Origin of the sequence: Gorillibacterium sp. CAU 1737 (genome assembly GCF_039888655.1) — a bacterium.
Classification (GTDB): domain Bacteria; phylum Bacillota; class Bacilli; order Paenibacillales; family NBRC-103111; genus Gorillibacterium.
In genome coordinates this window covers 118,895-134,793 of record NZ_JBDQQO010000007.1, presented here as the reverse complement: position 1 = coordinate 134,793, position 15,899 = coordinate 118,895, and the positions used below count along the sequence as shown (strand labels likewise).

Below are 15,899 nucleotides of genomic sequence, written 5' to 3'. Positions count from 1 at the left end.
TCCCTTACGCAAGCCCCGTAGCCCTTATTGGTGACGGGTTACGACGTTCTTCAATGCGTCCTTGGACTGGAAGCCCACGACCTTATCGACCGGTTGGCCATCCTTGAACACAATCAAAGTAGGAATGCTCATAACGCCGAAGCGGGAAGCGGACTCGGGATTGTCATCCACGTTCAGCTTGGCGATTTTGATGCTATCTCCGATCTCTTGATCCAGTTCTTCCAGGACCGGCGCGATCATTTTGCAAGGGCCGCACCATGGTGCCCAGAAATCCACGAGGACGGTGCCTTTGCCTTCTACTTCTGCTCCGAAGGTTTGGTCCGAAACATTGACAATTGCCATGGTTGATCCTCCTTTTCTTTTGTAAGTAACACTTCTTTTCTATCTTACCCATTTCTGTACGACAAGTAAAGCAAGCTGAAGGCTTCACCTCCATGGGAGCCACAATCCAACTCTCGCCGGGGTAGCTTACCCCCGTCAGGGCATCGATGCGGTGCTCTCTTGTGAGTTTCCAGAGTCCAAGCGGAGCCGATACGCGACGGCAGCCGTCACCAGCAAGAGAAGGCCCGTTGCCCAAAACACGCTGTGAATCCCCGCCGCTCCGCTGACGGCTCCCCCTACCATCGGCCCCAGCATGCTTCCCGCCTGATTCGCGGTCTGGTTCAGGCCAAAAGCACGACCGCGGAAATCCTCGGTCGTGGAACGAACGACAAGTCCGTTCAGAGCGGGAAATACCGCACAGAAGAAGATTCCGTAGACAAACCGCATGATGGAGAATCCCAGAATCGTATGCATGGGAAGCTGAGCCAGCGTCCAGAGGCCGCCAAAGAGCAGCCCGATCAGCAGCACCTTGCGGAACCCGACGCGATCCGCCCATTTGCCCCAGCGTGCAGCGAACAAAATCGCGGCCACCCCGGATATGGAGAAGACGATTCCCGCCAATAGCGAAGCATTCTTCTCGGAACCCCCAAGCTGCACAATGTACAGCGTCAAGACCGGCTCGATGGTCATGACAGACAGCGACGTGAGCAGGGTCAGCATGAGGACATTTCGTAACGGACGATTGCCCATCGCGTCCTTCATTGAGCTCAAGATGGAGCTTCGCTGCTTAGCAGGAACGAATTTCTCCTCATTCACCAGGAACATGACGAGCAGCGTCACGAAGAAAATCATGACTCCCGCACTACCGAACGCGACGCGGTTGCTCATTACCCGGGCAATAACGCCTCCTAGCAAAGGCCCCATAATGCTTCCGGTAGCGGTTGCTGTCGAAATCATCGACAAAGCATACCCCACCTTATTTTCTGGTGTATTCGTCCCAATCAGGGCAATGGAGCCGGGAATGAAACCCGATAAAAGCCCCTGCAGGATGCGCAGGACGAGGATTTGCCAGGGATGGACCACAAAGGCCATCAACCCGTAGACGAAGAACAGCACGAAGCCCGCGCGAACGATCATCGGCTTGCGTCCGTATTTATCTGCAACCGACCCCCAAAACGGGGCTGACAACGCCCCTGCGAAAAAAGCAGAGCTGTACAAAAGCCCCGACCACATCTCCACATGCTCGGTCTGCCCAATCTGCAGCAAGAAGAGCGGCAAGAACGGGATGACCATGGAAAAGCTCGCGGATGTTACAAAACAACCGATCCAAAGCACCAACAAATTCCGTTTCCAAACGGGCATCGATCCTTCCTCCCTCCGAAAAATACAGCACAAATAAAAAAAGCTTCCTGGCTCCGTCTGCGACGGATTGGAAGCTTTCTCTTCATGCCTGGTTTGCTCTCATCTTACTCACTTGGACAAAACAAACCCCAATTCCATCGACATTGCTTTCCCCTATTGTACCACACATTCCGGCAGTAGGCCGTTCTTCGTCCCACTTTTTTAAACCCATTATTACCCATTGCCCAAAACGGATTCGTCCTGGCGCATGCGGCTTCCTCTACTCCTGCGAACGGCCGAGCCCCCGTTTGTTACTTCCGGCCAGGGTAACGACCTGCACGAACGGACGGACACGCTCCATCAGTCGACGGCCGCGCGATATGTCTTCCCCGTCCCGCGTCGTGAAGCTGAAGTGACGCTCAAGCGTGTCCAGGTCATGATTGGAGGTAAAGAAGGTTGGCTTGCGGTCCATCCGATAATTAAGAATAGAGCCCAGAACATGATCCCGCAGCCACGGATTGAGATTCTCCGCACCGATGTCATCGAACACGAGCAGATCGGTCTCCTTCAACAGGTCGATGGTCTCCTTCAGCTTCTGAGGCTCTTCGAACATCGACTTCAAATCCTCGGCAAAGTCAGGCATGTAGACGATAACCCCGCTTAGCTCCGCCTTCGCCAGCTCATAGAGCAGGTAGCACATGAGGAAGGTTTTGCCGACGCCGTGCTCGCCTTGCAGATAAAGACCGTAAGGAGACAAGCCTCGCTCCTTCGTCCGCTGCACATACTCAAAGACTTGGGCCACATCCGAGGCACGCTCGGGATCGATCTTCAAAATTTCCGAATGCGAATACCCTTCGTTGAGCGCACGGTCATCCACGTAAAAGCTGCGAATGCGGCGGTGAACCGCACTCTGGGCTTCGAATGCCTTGAATCGCTTGCACGGGGTTCGCTGGTCGTATAGCTTCGCTTCCCCGCTGTCTCGTTCGGCCACGATCGTCGTGTAGTGCCCTTGCAGATCATGCGGGCAGTCGGCCAAGCCGGGGCAAGCCGTGGTGCAAACCTTGTATTCTTTTAAAAACTGATAGACCGCATTCAGATGCGGCTTCAGGTCTTCGTCCGTTACGAAGGGAAACCGGGCACGCCATTTCTGGAGAAGCGGGTCGGCCAACAGCTCACGGCTCTTGTCCTCCGCCATCTTGCGGTACTCCGGCTTTATCATGCCCTTAAGGGCTTGTGATAAGGACTCCATGAAGGATTTCTCCTTTCTTGCTTAAGTGAACGTTATATCAGGATGCTGCTTCGCAGGTTAGGGATTGCCATCCAGCTTCTCGGCCCATTTCACCATCTCGGCAAACTCTTCCGGCGACAGCTTGCCGTTCGCCTTCGTCCCCTTGACGGTCGGCAGCACGGGCTTCGACGACTTGCCGCGTCCGCGTGCTCCTCCCGTTCGTCCGCCTGCAGCGCCGCCGGTTTTGCCAGCCCCTGCCTCCGTGCGCTCCTTGAGCTTGGCGCGATCGCGGGTATACTCCACAGCCTGCTCGTAGGTATGCACCTGCTTGCCGAGCATATCGGACGCCACCGCCTCAATGGAGGACTTCGCCCAGGAGCGACGGCTCGTATGCATGTAATGAACGAGGACGTTGATAACTTCCTCCGGGAGCTTGTAGTTCAAATCGATCTTCTCGAATACGTCGAGTACGCCGTCCGGCACGCTGCCCTGCGAGAAGAAGCGTTTGAGCACCTTCGTATATGGATCATTCCGCAGAATCATATTATATTGATGCTGGTCACATTGGCCTTGGAAGATGGCAGGGACCTCCAGGTAATAAGCCATTTCGACCGCCATCTCTTCCGTGCCTTCCTCGTCGCCTGCCCGTAATGGGACCACCTTGGCGAGGCCTCGCTCCAGCTCGTCCTCCCGCTTTTTTCCTTGGCGGAAGTAGAGGTTGGCTTTGTACTGCAGAACATCGCGCCGCAGGGAGCCGTCCTCGTCGAACACCGAATCCTCGTCCAGAAGGGCGCAGGTCTCCTTGAGGGTAAGCTCGTATTTCTTGGCGATGATGTTGATCTCCACCAACTGATCCTGGCGGTATTTGAGCGCCTCAACATAGTCGCGGTTGCGAGACCCGCGCGGAAAACGCTGAATGATATCGGGGTAAGCGAAGCCCTTGGACACCACGTCCAGCTTCACCTTCGAATCGCGTGTCGTCGCCGCTTCGGCAAAGCCTTGCTCCAACTCGTCGTCGAACACCTGGGTGTTGAGGCGGAACAGCTCGTAGAAGGGAACCGACAGGTTCTCTCCGTTCGCATCGGTAAACCCTTCGGGCTCGCTGGCCACTAGCTCGTCCTTCAGAAAGAGCAGCGTATATTTGCCTACCTTGTCGCGAAGCAGGTAGGTCAGATGTTGGTTGCGGAAAAATTCAGCCGGTGCAAGCGGCTCATACAGCTGGTATTCGAACACATAGTCATCGCTTTCCGGCAGGAAGCGCCGCACGGTCTGGAGAAGCCCCACGGCCTCCAGCTTCGACGTCTGCTCGATGAAGATCTTGCGTCCGCGTTCTCCCGGCTCCAGATCGAGCGACAGAAACAGCGTCCGTTGCTGCTCTAGCGACGAGAAGCCAACGCGGTCCCCTTCCAGCTGTTGATAGAGTGTCGAATAGACCCCGATCGCAAACGCTCCGACCATGGGCTGGTACATCTTGGTCAACATTTTGTAATCCAGGCTGCTCAGGGAAAAATCCCGAAACACGCAGAACCGATGATTCTCCGTAAAATGCAACATATTGGTCATGCGCATATCAGCAAAACCCCATCCTCCCTGACGTTCATTCCTTTCATTCTACCACACAAATCGACACGTATCTTACGTTCCCAACGAAAAAAGATTTTCCTATTAAGCGTCAATTCGGGCAGGAATGAGGGCATGGACTTAAAAGAAGCCGTCATCCAAGACGGCTTCTTCTTTACTCGGGATGGATAAGTTCCAGGTTGTGCAAGGCAAGCCGCTGGCCGTTATATTCCCGGTTGGTCCCCCTCAGGACAACCTCCACCCGGTGAGCATCCGCAGGAACAAAGCGAATGATCTGCTCCCCGATGGCAATCCGAATCTCGCCGGCTATCTCATCCACATGATCGAACAGCGCCATCACGATCCGTTTGTCGTCCGCCGTCAACCGGCCATAGACGATCAACTCCGCTATTCCCTCTATGCCCTGATTCCGGCTGTTCGGCACCATGTAAGCTTCCATGAAGGAACGCGCCTTCTCGTTATCCATCTGCTGCAGAAAGAGCTGGAACGGCATTCCCTCAAAAGGCGGCAAATAGGCGTTCTTCCAGGGCATCGTCCGCGTCAGCAGGCGAAAAAACCACTTGAACCGAAGCGGCTCCGGCCGGGTGACCTTCACCTTGGCATCGCGAAGCTTTCGATAGACCGCTTCGATATCTTCCACATCGATCGCCAATCCGACGAGGCCCCGATGCCCCGCGAGGTAGCGCTGGGTCCATTCGGGAATCCAGCCGCCCCCGTCCGGACGTTTGATGCGAACCAGCTCCAGATATTCCTTGCCGATCCAGACATTCGACACCTTGAATCCTCGTGTCCCCTTCCCCCATTTCGGCATATACGGCAGTCCAGCCGAACGAATCTCCTCCACATGATGGGGGTCTTCTTGCCAGGCGGAGTCTATGTTAACGACTAGATGATCAATCTTCATGGGCCACCTCATCTGTATACGCTAGGAATCTTCTTCCACGCAGTATACCATAGAGCCCCCCGCCATCGGAGAAGGAACTTGGTACGAAAAGGCGAACTTGTAACAGAGTTCACATCGAGATCACAACCACGAATCAATGGGGGATACAGGGATGGGTGCTCTATCCGCTTTGCTTCTTGCTGCTTTGCTTTCCTTTTCCTATAAACTCGTCGAGATGACCTTGCACACCCTTCTCGGCAAAAATCGTTTTCAACGTATGGAATCCTATTGGGTTTACGGTTGGGCTGTTCTTCTCATCGCCGCAGTCCCGTTTATGGAGGGGAACTATGCGTGCCGCCTGCCGGTTGATGTAGGTTTCGTACTTCCCCTGGTTGTCGCCGTACTTCTTACCAACCTTTGGATTGCAAAATATTCTGGGTATCACCCCGTCGGCAGGCGAAACCTAGCAAACTTCGTTATTTTCTTTCCGGTCATGGAAGAGTGGGTCTACCGAGGGGCTGTTCTTCCGCTGCTAAATCAGGTGCTGGGCGCCTCCTCCCATTGGGAACTGTTCGATCTGTCCATTACGGGTCCGATTCTCCTTACGGCCTTCCTGTTTGCCGTCTCCCATCTCCAATACTACCGCCTGACTAGGTCCAGCTTGATCTATATGGCCTATGCCTTTATCGGCGGTGTGGTCTTCGGAGCAGTCGCTGATTCTACCCAGTCGATTCTGTTCACGGTCGTGCTGCATATCGAGTTCAATCTACTCTGCGTCTATTACGCAAAAAGGAAGCCTCGATAGGCTTCCCTTATCCTTGCTCCTCGGACTGCCGTCTCGGCCACAGCCTCTCCACTTCCATCAGTTGATGCCCATCGAACTGCATGCGATAGACATCCGGCTTCGTGGTGTGCAGGAGGAAATTCAAGTCGTAGTGGGGGTCATAGCCGCCCATCATCAGGGCCATGACCGCTCCATGAGTCCCAATGGCAATGCGCTGTCCCGCATAAGTCTCCAACAACTGATTCAGAACGGCCACGGCTCTGGTTTGACAGGCTTGGTTCGATTCCCCGTCAGGCAAGGAAAACCCCGGCTCGGCGTAAAGCCGATGGATCAGAGGCATCAATTCCTTATCCGGCATGCGGGTTTCTTCCGCAGAGAAAACCTGCTCCTTCAAATCCTCAAAGAGGAGCATCTCCTTCCCGGCTTCGTCCGCCAAGCCCTGTACGGTCAAGACCGCTCGCCGATAGGGGCTCGATGCGAACACGTCAATGCCTTCCTCCCGGAGAAGCTCCGTGATTCGTTCGGCGTCCGCCCTGCCTTTGTCGGTGAGGCCTCTCAACCGATCCGGTCCTTCTTTCGGCGATTCAACATGACGGATCATATAAACGTAGGTGTGCATGTACAGCCTCCTGCTAAAGACTAGAATACCTTTTGATAGGATGTGGAATGGAACCATGAACCCCCTGCTTAAGAAGAGCGACTGGATCTTATTCACCTGCATTGCCCTAGCCATCGGCTTTTCCTTCCAAATGAAATGGAGCGCCTCTCATCCCGTTTCCTATGAGGGACAAGCTTCCTATGCAACGATTCATGTGGAGGGTCAGGTCTATAAGACCGTGATGCTGACGAAAGAACCGCAGCTCATTGAGGTCCGAACCGATAAGGGCTATGACCTGTTACGGGTGAAAGAGAACGGAATCGAAGTGATCGAATCGGACTGCCCCGAGAAAGTCTGCTTTACCTTCGGCCGCATCACCAAACCGCATCAGGTTATCATCTGCTTACCGCTGCGCATGAACATCGAGATCACAGGGCCGGCAAGCTCGGCCGATGAGACGGGAATAGACGCTGTCTCTTATTGAGCGGCAGGGCTATCGTTGAAATCCAATATCCTCAAGTGAAATGAGTGAAAGCTTTGCATGACGAGGATTGGCATGGTCTTCGTAATAGAGCCAGTTCTGAAGAATCTGAAACCGGTAGTAATGGTCATCTTCTGAAGACACAAGGATTTCAGATGAGGTCCCATCCCGCGAGATTTGAAAGAGTCCTCCATTTTCAGTCTTGTATATAATATTGCTTCCTTGCACAGCGTAATGTTCCACTTTCAAATTCGTCAATGGTTTGGGAGACTCTTGTTCATCAAATCGGTAAAGAACCTGGTCTTGTCGATTTACAGCATACAGGTCTGTTCCTGACCAAGTGATCATGCGAACAGGAAAGGAGCTCATTCTTTCCTTAGTACCATCGGATAGGTTATACCGGTACAGGAGTCCTTCTTCTGAATTATTTATGTAGTAAATGGAACCCTCCGCCATTGCCGCTTCATTAATCGATTCAGGAACAAGCGTCTCTATCTCTTTCTCGGGAAACTTCATCCGTTTCAAGTGATAATTATCTTTGCTGTCTCGATAATAGACGGAACCTTTAGCATCAGAGCCAACCAGTCCGACAAACGCATCACTCAACTGTTCCTGGTTAGTCCCGTCGGTTTGGATGCGATACAGACCGGATTCATCACTATCCTTTACATAGTAAAGCCAATCGTTAACCAACAGCAGACTGCTTGCCGAATCTTTCCCTAAAGGAGTTTTGTCTGCGCCCGCTTGGCTTGCCCGATAGATTCGATGATTCCCGTTACCATTGATAAAATACGTTCCCGCTTCATCGTTCTGCACGAATCCCGGAGTGTGGCCTCCGTCTTCTTGAGTCATTCCTTCAAAGATTCGAAAGGTTGGCGTTTTCGAACAACCCGAGCTGAAAAGAATAAGGATGATCAGGCTTCCCCATAGCATAATGCGATTCACCGACATCCCTCCGTACGCACGAATTCCTCTCCACTATCCCATATTACGGTTCGGTAGCGCTAGCATTGTTGTCACAAAAATCGGCAACAAAAACCGCTCACGCTCACTCGTTTGCCCTCCCCAGTCCCTTGCGCTACAATCAGATGAAGATGATTCTCAACCATGTTCCGTAAGGAGTGTCTCCCATGAATGAAGCCGTTCAAACACTGGAGGGCTGGTACGCCCTTCATGATTTTCGCCGCATCAACTGGTCAGCCTTTCAGGCAGCACCCGCCGAAAAGCGGAGACAGGCCTTGACCGAATGGAAGAATCTGCTCGACGAGTGGGCTCTCACGGAATCCTCGCGGCGCGGCAGTACCGTCCTCTACAGCATCGTTGGCCAAAAGGCTGATTTTGTGATCTTCCACCTTCGGGAGACGCTGCAGGATCTGGAAAAGGTCGAACTTGCCTTCAACCGTTCGCTTATCGCCGAATTCACCGAGCCCACCTATTCCTATGTCTCCATCGTCGAGTTGTCCAGCTACATGGCGAAACCGGGAACGGACCCGATGGAAGATCCCGACATTCTAGCCCGCCTGAAACCGATCCTTCCGAAGAGCGCCCATCTCTGCTTCTACCCGATGAACAAACGCCGGGAAGGCCACGACAACTGGTACATGCTCAGCATGGACGAACGCCGTTCGATGATGCGCAGTCATGGCATGATCGGCCGCAGCTACGCCGGGAAGGTGAAGCAGATCATCACTGGCTCCGTCGGCCTGGACGATTGGGAATGGGGCGTCACCCTGTTCTCGGATGATCCGCTGCAATTCAAAAAACTCATCTATGAGATGCGCTTTGACGAAGTGAGCGCCCGTTACGGTGACTTCGGCGGCTTCTACGTCGGGAACCGCCTCGATGCCGCAAGATTGGGCGATTGGCTGGGCGTCAAGTAAGGAGAACGACCCAATGGTGATTAGCAGCAAGTTCGGAGAGGTTCCCTGCCTCACTCTTGCCGAATACGAAGCCCAGCTCAAGTCAAGTTTATTCGCTTCTCCCGGCAATGAAATCTGGTGCTATCGCCAGGAAGGACAAGACTTTCCTTGCCTCTCCATCCTTGTGAAGGATACGAAGGCGGTAGTGAACTACTTTTCCGAAGATAACGGTCAAATGTTTGCGTCCCTAGGCGATCTGTCCCAAGAGGGGCTCGCCTGTTTTGAGAACGGGAAGTATGAAGTGGCAGCCTACCAGGTTATCCAGCCGCAATCCGCCCTGGAATGTGCTTTGCATTTCTTCCGTTCGCCGGAAAAGCCTTCTTGCATTCAATGGGAGGAGCTGTAGACGGGCGGACTGAGGATAAGCTGGAGACCTTCATTTTTCGGGTTAGCGAGGATATGAGATGAGCGACAAAGACCAGTATCAAGAGATATGGGTAACCAACGAACCCGATGAGCAAACGGTAGTTGCACTCCTCAATGGAGAATACGGCTGGTTGATGTATTTGCGCGAGGAAGGCGATGCGGGATTCAGCTCCCGAAACCCCGATTATGCAGGCCCGGAAGAGGCAACCATGGAATTCTTCCTATCCAACGGGCAGTGTGACGAATATCCCATGGCCTGGGTATTGCCTGTTGAACGGGTGTATGCCGCGATCGAATACTTCAAAATCCATCATAAGCCGCCTGCTTTTATTGTATGGCATAACGATTCAAATGACGGTGTCTCCTTGAATGAGGAACCCTCAACCAACCGGTAAGAAAGAATGGAAAGCGGAGCGTTCGGTTCCTGCTTTCCTTTTTTTATCCCCTTCACTCCTCACCTTCCCCCTCTCCGATTTAGAGCGTGTTTGCAAACCCATGAAACGGCCAAACAGCAGATGTGCATCGCCTTGAGACTAGCCATCGTGGCTGGATTCAGGGAAAATCATTCGACCTATTCGGCCAAAAATCGGGTTTGCAAACACGCTCTGGCGCTCTCCATCACGGTGAGAAAAAATCCTTGGTTGAAGCTTTGCTTCGCTTTTGCCATAATGATTGAAATATGGATTTGTGTCCTAGACGCAAAGGACAAGCGGAGGACCGATTCGACAAGGAGGCCATGGGCTTGAAAGGGATCATTACCGTACTCGGAAAAGACAGGGTGGGCATCATCGCCAAAGTATGCACCTACCTCGCTGCGGAAAAGGTTAACATCCTCGATATCTCGCAGACCATCGTGCAGGGATACTTCAACATGATGATGATTGTCGACCTCACTGAAGCACCAAAAAGTCTGGAGGCCCTCGTGGAGGAGCTCCAAGGAGTCGGCCGTGAGATCGGCGTGGAAATCAAACTGCAACACGAGGACATCTTCAACATCATGCACCGGATTTAATTCACCCACAACGCACAACGATTAGAAAAAGGGGGCTTGTCCACATTGATTTCCTTGGTGGAAGTACAGGAAACCAACAAAATGATCCGGGAGATGAACCTGGACGTCCGGACCATCACGATGGGCATCAGCTTGATGGACTGCGCCCATTCCGAGCTAAAGGTCTTCTGTGACCGGGTTTATGACAAAATTACCCGCTCCGCCGAACATCTCGTCAAGACCGGTGAGGACCTGGAGAAGCAGTTCGGCGTGCCTATCGTCAACAAGCGCATCTCCGTCACGCCGATCTCCATTGCGGCCGGAAGCTTGAACACCGACAGCTATGTTCCGGTCGCGGAGGTGCTCGACCGCGCCGCCAAGCAGGTCGGCGTCAACTTCATCGGCGGCTTCTCGGCACTCGTGCAGAAGGGCTGCACGAAGGGCGACCGTGTGCTGATCGAGAGCATTCCCGAAGCACTCGCCGTGACGGACCGCGTCTGCGCCTCCGTCAATGTCGGCTCCTCGCGCAGCGGCATCAACATGGATGCCGTCAAGCTGATGGGCGACATCATCAAGCAGACCGCCGAGCGAACGGCGGACCGCGATTCCATCGGCTGCGCCAAGCTCGTCGTGTTCTGCAATGCCGTGGAAGACAACCCCTTCATGGCAGGCGCTTTCCACGGTGTCGGAGAACGCGAATGTGTCATCAATGTCGGCGTCAGCGGCCCCGGAGTCGTGAAGCGCGCCCTGGAAGAAGCGAAGGGCCAGGACTTCGAGACACTGTGCGAGACGATCAAGCGCACCGCGTTCAAGATCACCCGCGTCGGCCAACTCGTCGCCCAGGAAGCCTCGAAACGGCTCGGCGTGCCGTTCGGCATCATCGACCTGTCGCTCGCCCCGACGCCCGAGATCGGCGATTCCATTGCCGAAATCTTCCAGGTGATGGGCCTGGAACAAGCGGGAGCACCGGGAACGACCGCTGCCCTCGCTATCCTGAACGACAACGTCAAGAAGGGCGGCGTCATGGCGTCCTCCTACGTCGGCGGCTTGAGCGGCGCCTTCATCCCGGTGAGCGAGGACCATGGCATGATCGAAGCCGTGCAGAAGGGCGCGCTCACCCTCGAGAAGCTCGAGGCGATGACCTGCGTCTGCTCGGTAGGCCTCGACATGATCGCCATCCCCGGCAGCACGTCCAAGGACACGATCTCCGGCATCATCGCCGATGAGTCGGCGATCGGCATGATCAACCAGAAGACGACCGCCGTGCGGATCATTCCAGTCATCGGCAAGGAAGTCGGGGAGATGGTCGAGTTCGGCGGACTTCTCGGCTATGCGCCGGTCATGGCCGTCAATTCCTTCTCCTGCGAGAGCTTCATTCAACGCGGCGGCCGCATTCCCGCCCCCATCCACAGCTTCAAAAACTAAACCCTATATCCACCGATGCTCATGCAAAAAAGACGCGTCCCCGTCCTTTCCCTTTCGGAAAGCGACGGCGGCGCGTCTTTTCTATCGTCACGGCATAGATTCTCGTCCTGCCGAACCCTTTTTCCACGGAGCGTGTTTGCAAACACGCTCTAGGTCAATCTTCCTCGCTCGGCAAAGTACCCTCTCGCTCCCGGAGCGAAGCCAGGTATTCCTCATCCGCGCGGTCCCGCTGGCGCCCCTTCTCCTTCAGCCGCTCGATGGCTGGCTGGATGAGCAGATCGACTTCCTTTTGGACCGGATAGACCAGGTCGTAGCGATTCACCGATTCGAGAAAAGACCCTACTTCCATCAAAGCGTTATAGCGGTCCAATTCATCCCGGGTCAGCAGCCCACGTACCTGTACGCTGCAATGCCTCATCCGACTTCTCCCTCCTCCGGCTTCAACCTTTTCCTCCGTGCTTCTCTTCGCTTCTTCGTTCAACGAATTAGCTAAAGGCCTTTGCGCACGACGAGCGGCAGCCCGCCGATGATAAACAGATACCGAATATCGATGGCCTTCTTCATCATGGCCGCTTTGTAGCCTTTAACCTTGTACTTGCCGACGACGCCGACCGCATCTCCCTTGCCAAGCGAAGCGACGGTTCCGCGGTTGGTAAAGGAAAATTCCTTAAGCGGCGTGTTGCGGATGGTGGCGATCAGGTTGTGCGCACACGCCTCCGCTTGCTGGATTGAAATTTGAGCGGTGGGCGGATAGGGCTTCCCCTGCTCACTCAACACAATCGAGCAATCGCCGATCACGTAGACGTGGTCGTGCTCCTTCGTCCGCAGCTCAGCATCCACCACCGCGCGGCCGCGCATCGTTTCGAACCCGGCATCCTCCAGCAGGCGATTGCCGCGCACGCCGCCGGTCCAGACGACTGTGCCGGCCTTGATCATTTCGCCATTCGCGAGAATAACGCCTTCCTTGGTACACTCCTTGATGGCGGTAGACAGGCGGAAGACAACGCCCTTCGCCTTAAGGGCTTCGGTTGCGTACTCTACTAGCTCGGAGTCAAACCCCGGGAGCGCGCTCGGAGCCGCTTCGACGTTCACAATCTGCACAAGTGCGGGATCGACATCGAATTCCCGGCACAGCTTCGGGAGCCGATCGGCCAACTCGCCCAAGAACTCGATGCCGGTAAAACCAGCTCCGCCCACGACAAACGTCAGGTAGTCCTTGCGCTGGGGCTCTTGCTTGAACTTGGCGAATTGAAACTCGATATGCTCCCGAATGTAGCGAACGCTGTTTAAGCTGCGGATGGTAAGGGCGTGCTCACGCAAGCCCGGGATGCCGAAGGTTTCCGGTTCTCCGCCCAATGCAATCACCAGGTAGTCATAGGAGAGGGTGCTGTCCTCGAGAATGACCTTCTTGTCCTGGGGACGAATCTGGGCGACGGTGGACTTGACGAAATCGATCTTGAACTCGTCGATCAGCTTCGAAATGTCAACCCGGGCGTTCTCCGGCTTATCGGTTCCGGCAGCCGGCATATGCAGGTGAGTCGTGATGTAGTGATACTCGTGCTTGTTGACCAACGTCACATCCGCTTCATTGTAGTTAAGATGCTTCTGAAGCCGTATGGCCGTGACCACACCTCCATAACCGGCTCCGAGGATGACAATGCGGGGAATACGGCTCATCTCTCCTAATCCTTTCCTTCTCGTAATTTCTTTTATCTCTCTCTATAGTAGAATGCCGGCCCGCTCAAGCGAGTGCGGAGCCTCGTTCATGCGAGGCGCTCCGGCGCTTAAATGGTTGCTTTCATTCCTTTTCAATCCTAAAAATGATATCCCTTTGAGGGCGAAAGTGCAAGACTTTTCCCCATTTCATCATACCGCGAGACGATTGCCGAAAGCAAACCGCCGCCTGCCTTTTTTGGCCTTCCGGACACGCATTGTGACAAAAGTTACAGCAAGCCGTTCATTTGATTTCTTTTCTCACTCGGAGTTGGGTATAATGAAAGCGTATCGTAAGCAATCGTCCCTGGAGGTGTCCACTGGAGTGACCACGAAAGAGGAAATCGTCGATATCGCGATCATCGGCGGAGGCCCGATTGGTATGTTTGCGGCCTTCTATGCCGGGATGCGTCATGCATCGGTAAAACTGATTGAAAGCATGCCCCAACTGGGAGGACAGCTCGCTGCCCTGTACCCGGAAAAATACATCTACGACGTCGCCGGCTACCCCAAGGTCCGCGGGCAAGAGCTCGTCGACAACCTGCTTACACAGATGAACCACTTCCCGGTGGATGTCCGTCTGGAAGAAAAGGTTCAGCTCGTGGAGAAAAAGGATGAGCGCCTGTTCGAGATTACGACGACCAAAGCCGTTCACCTGGCTAAAGCCGTCATCGTCACGGCCGGCATTGGCGCCTTCGAGCCGAGAAAGCTCGAGCTCGCTCAAGCGGACCGTTATGAGAAGAAGAACCTTCACTACTTCGTGAAAGACCTCTCCTCCTTTGCCGGCAAGCGCGTTCTCATCAGCGGAGGCGGAGATTCCGCCGTCGACTGGGCGCTTATGCTGGAGCCGATTGCGGAAGAGGTCACCCTGATTCACCGGCGTGACAAATTCCGGGCTCATGAGCACAGCGTCGAGCTGCTGATGAAGTCGAAGGTCAAGATCATCACCCCGACCGAAATTGCCGGATTGAACGGCGATGATGCCATCGAAAGCGTCATTCTCCGCCAGATCAAGACCGGAGAAGAAACCATCGTTCCGGTGGACGACGTGATCGTCAACTTCGGCTTCGTCTCCGCGCTCGGCCCGATCTCCGAATGGGGCTTCCGGATTGAAGACCACTGTGTGGTCGTCGATTCCCGTATGGAGACGAACATCCCCGGCATCTTCTCCGCCGGCGACATCACGACCTACCCCGGCAAGCTGAAGCTGATTGCCGTCGGCTTTGGAGAAGCACCGACCGCCATCAACAACGCCAAGGTCTACATCGATCCTGACGCCAAGCTTTCTCCCGGCCACAGCAGCAACCTCAAGTTTTAGCCTAGCAACCTATGAGGCAGCTTAGAATTCGAACTCCTCTCCCTCATGAGCCTCCTGGCCGTGAGGGTTTTTTTTGGATAGAACTCAGATGCCAATGAGGGAACTCGGGAAAAATGGGTAAGCTGTTAATAGAAGCCACTTTCATTTGAAGGTAGCAGGGACGTTCACTTGGAAAGGAAGAGAAGCCTGTGGATACCATCTGCCCGGTATGCAATGGACTCAGTCGCCTGTCCGCTCGTTGCCCGGTATGCGGCAGTGCGGCCCTCGATCAAGGGCGAATGCAGGATCAGTTCGGCCCTTATTCTCCCTATGGCTCGATCGAACAAGCCTCTGCTTCCAACGGGCTGCCGGATCTGGCGCTAGGCGCTTGCGCTCACACGGCATTTTGTCGAAACTGTGCCCATGCCTTTCCCGTATATATACAGGAGTTCTCGATTGGAGATTGATAAACTGGAGGAGTGAAACTCATGGCAAACCGTTTGCGCTTCCCTTGGAAAAAAGAGCAGCCAAGCTCGAATCCCCCCGCTTCTTCCCAGGAGGAAAAAGCGCTGGTTCGGCATGAGGGGGAAAGCGACGAGGAGTACGTCCGGCATCACTTCTGGAGTAAGCTGAAGGCTCATGCCGAGCAGGTCCCCTTCCTGCAGGACGTGATCGCCCTCTTCTACTGCGCCATGGATCCGAAGACGCCAAAGTGGGCCAAAGCCATCGCGTTCAGCGGGCTCGCCTATTTTATCCTGCCGATCGATGCCATCCCTGACGTGTTCCTGCTCGCCGGCTGGACCGATGACGCCGCGATCCTCGCCGGAGCCCTCAAGACGCTGTCCTCGAAGGTGACGAACGACCATCGCGACAAAGCGAAGGCCTGGATCTCCGGACGGAAGCTCGTCCAACATGGTCCGGCGCCGGAATCGAAGGCGTAAGCTCTCGCCCTTATCCAATAGAAAAGCTGC

At 54.6% G+C, this 15,899-nt stretch carries 19 protein-coding genes; 10 read left to right on the top strand and 9 right to left on the bottom strand.

Annotated features, from left to right (window positions below):
- Positions 1 to 24 precede the first annotated feature (24 nt).
- The 5 genes from trxA to AAFN83_RS15790 all read right to left on the bottom strand — a co-directional run bounded on the left by trxA (position 25) and on the right by AAFN83_RS15790 (position 5,375).
- Positions 25 to 342, bottom strand: coding sequence for a thioredoxin (gene trxA, locus AAFN83_RS15810; protein WP_347771032.1), 318 nt, complete (start codon positions 340 to 342; stop codon positions 25 to 27).
- Between the two features lie 135 nt (positions 343 to 477).
- A complete protein-coding gene (locus tag AAFN83_RS15805; RefSeq protein ID WP_347771030.1) occupies positions 478 to 1,683 on the bottom strand; it encodes an MFS transporter in 1,206 nt (401 codons plus the stop codon).
- A 259-nt stretch (positions 1,684 to 1,942) separates the two neighbouring features.
- On the bottom strand, positions 1,943 to 2,911 hold the full coding sequence (gene zapE / locus AAFN83_RS15800) for an AFG1/ZapE family ATPase (RefSeq protein ID WP_347771028.1): 969 nt from the start codon (positions 2,909 to 2,911) through the stop codon (positions 1,943 to 1,945).
- Positions 2,912 to 2,968: 57 nt separating this feature from the next.
- Positions 2,969 to 4,459, bottom strand: coding sequence for a replication initiation and membrane attachment family protein (locus AAFN83_RS15795; RefSeq protein ID WP_347771027.1), 1,491 nt, complete (start codon positions 4,457 to 4,459; stop codon positions 2,969 to 2,971).
- 166 nt (positions 4,460 to 4,625) lie between these two features.
- Positions 4,626 to 5,375, bottom strand: a complete 750-nt coding sequence (locus AAFN83_RS15790) for a VOC family protein (RefSeq protein WP_347771025.1) — start codon at positions 5,373 to 5,375, stop codon at positions 4,626 to 4,628.
- Positions 5,376 to 5,526: 151 nt separating this feature from the next.
- Here AAFN83_RS15790 and AAFN83_RS15785 point away from each other — a divergent pair, with 151 nt between their 5' ends.
- Positions 5,527 to 6,159 carry a CPBP family intramembrane glutamic endopeptidase gene (locus AAFN83_RS15785; protein WP_347771023.1) on the top strand — a complete coding sequence of 211 codons (633 nt, stop codon included), beginning with the start codon at positions 5,527 to 5,529 and terminating at the stop codon, positions 6,157 to 6,159.
- 7 nt (positions 6,160 to 6,166) lie between these two features.
- Here AAFN83_RS15785 and AAFN83_RS15780 read toward each other — a convergent pair whose 3' ends face one another.
- Positions 6,167 to 6,757: a histidine phosphatase family protein gene (locus AAFN83_RS15780; RefSeq protein ID WP_347771021.1), complete on the bottom strand. Its 591-nt coding sequence runs from the start codon at positions 6,755 to 6,757 to the stop codon at positions 6,167 to 6,169.
- Positions 6,758 to 6,812: 55 nt separating this feature from the next.
- Here AAFN83_RS15780 and AAFN83_RS15775 point away from each other — a divergent pair, with 55 nt between their 5' ends.
- The gene (locus tag AAFN83_RS15775; protein WP_347771019.1) at positions 6,813 to 7,220 is read left to right on the top strand and encodes a NusG domain II-containing protein; all 408 of its coding nucleotides are present in this window, start codon (positions 6,813 to 6,815) and stop codon (positions 7,218 to 7,220) included.
- A gap of 9 nt (positions 7,221 to 7,229) precedes the next feature.
- Here AAFN83_RS15775 and AAFN83_RS15770 read toward each other — a convergent pair whose 3' ends face one another.
- Entirely contained in the window at positions 7,230 to 8,162 is a 933-nt protein-coding gene (locus tag AAFN83_RS15770; RefSeq protein WP_347771017.1) for a DUF5050 domain-containing protein, read from the bottom strand.
- 185 nt (positions 8,163 to 8,347) lie between these two features.
- Here AAFN83_RS15770 and hemQ point away from each other — a divergent pair, with 185 nt between their 5' ends.
- The 5 genes from hemQ (at position 8,348) to AAFN83_RS15745 (ending at position 11,918) form a co-directional block, all read left to right on the top strand.
- Positions 8,348 to 9,097, top strand: a complete 750-nt coding sequence (gene hemQ, locus AAFN83_RS15765) for a hydrogen peroxide-dependent heme synthase (RefSeq protein WP_347771015.1) — start codon at positions 8,348 to 8,350, stop codon at positions 9,095 to 9,097.
- A 13-nt stretch (positions 9,098 to 9,110) separates the two neighbouring features.
- Positions 9,111 to 9,482 (top strand): hypothetical protein, encoded by a 372-nt coding sequence (locus tag AAFN83_RS15760; RefSeq protein ID WP_347771013.1) that lies wholly within the window; start codon positions 9,111 to 9,113, stop codon positions 9,480 to 9,482.
- A gap of 58 nt (positions 9,483 to 9,540) precedes the next feature.
- Positions 9,541 to 9,897 (top strand): hypothetical protein, encoded by a 357-nt coding sequence (locus AAFN83_RS15755; protein ID WP_347771011.1) that lies wholly within the window; start codon positions 9,541 to 9,543, stop codon positions 9,895 to 9,897.
- Between the two features lie 347 nt (positions 9,898 to 10,244).
- Positions 10,245 to 10,514, top strand: coding sequence for an ACT domain-containing protein (locus AAFN83_RS15750; protein WP_347771010.1), 270 nt, complete (start codon positions 10,245 to 10,247; stop codon positions 10,512 to 10,514).
- 48 nt (positions 10,515 to 10,562) lie between these two features.
- Positions 10,563 to 11,918, top strand: coding sequence for a DUF711 family protein (locus tag AAFN83_RS15745; RefSeq protein ID WP_481810517.1), 1,356 nt, complete (start codon positions 10,563 to 10,565; stop codon positions 11,916 to 11,918).
- Between the two features lie 154 nt (positions 11,919 to 12,072).
- Here the strand turns inward: AAFN83_RS15745 and AAFN83_RS15740 are convergent, their stop codons facing one another.
- Positions 12,073 to 12,336 (bottom strand): hypothetical protein, encoded by a 264-nt coding sequence (locus AAFN83_RS15740; protein WP_347771006.1) that lies wholly within the window; start codon positions 12,334 to 12,336, stop codon positions 12,073 to 12,075.
- A 71-nt stretch (positions 12,337 to 12,407) separates the two neighbouring features.
- Positions 12,408 to 13,595: an NAD(P)/FAD-dependent oxidoreductase gene (locus tag AAFN83_RS15735; protein WP_347771004.1), complete on the bottom strand. Its 1,188-nt coding sequence runs from the start codon at positions 13,593 to 13,595 to the stop codon at positions 12,408 to 12,410.
- A gap of 316 nt (positions 13,596 to 13,911) precedes the next feature.
- Here AAFN83_RS15735 and AAFN83_RS15730 point away from each other — a divergent pair, with 316 nt between their 5' ends.
- The 3 genes from AAFN83_RS15730 to AAFN83_RS15720 all read left to right on the top strand — a co-directional run bounded on the left by AAFN83_RS15730 (position 13,912) and on the right by AAFN83_RS15720 (position 15,869).
- Positions 13,912 to 14,949: an NAD(P)/FAD-dependent oxidoreductase gene (locus tag AAFN83_RS15730; RefSeq protein WP_347771002.1), complete on the top strand. Its 1,038-nt coding sequence runs from the start codon at positions 13,912 to 13,914 to the stop codon at positions 14,947 to 14,949.
- Positions 14,950 to 15,137: 188 nt separating this feature from the next.
- Positions 15,138 to 15,395, top strand: coding sequence for a hypothetical protein (locus AAFN83_RS15725; RefSeq protein WP_347771000.1), 258 nt, complete (start codon positions 15,138 to 15,140; stop codon positions 15,393 to 15,395).
- 21 nt (positions 15,396 to 15,416) lie between these two features.
- Positions 15,417 to 15,869, top strand: a complete 453-nt coding sequence (locus AAFN83_RS15720) for a YkvA family protein (protein ID WP_347770998.1) — start codon at positions 15,417 to 15,419, stop codon at positions 15,867 to 15,869.
- Positions 15,870 to 15,899 lie beyond the last annotated feature (30 nt).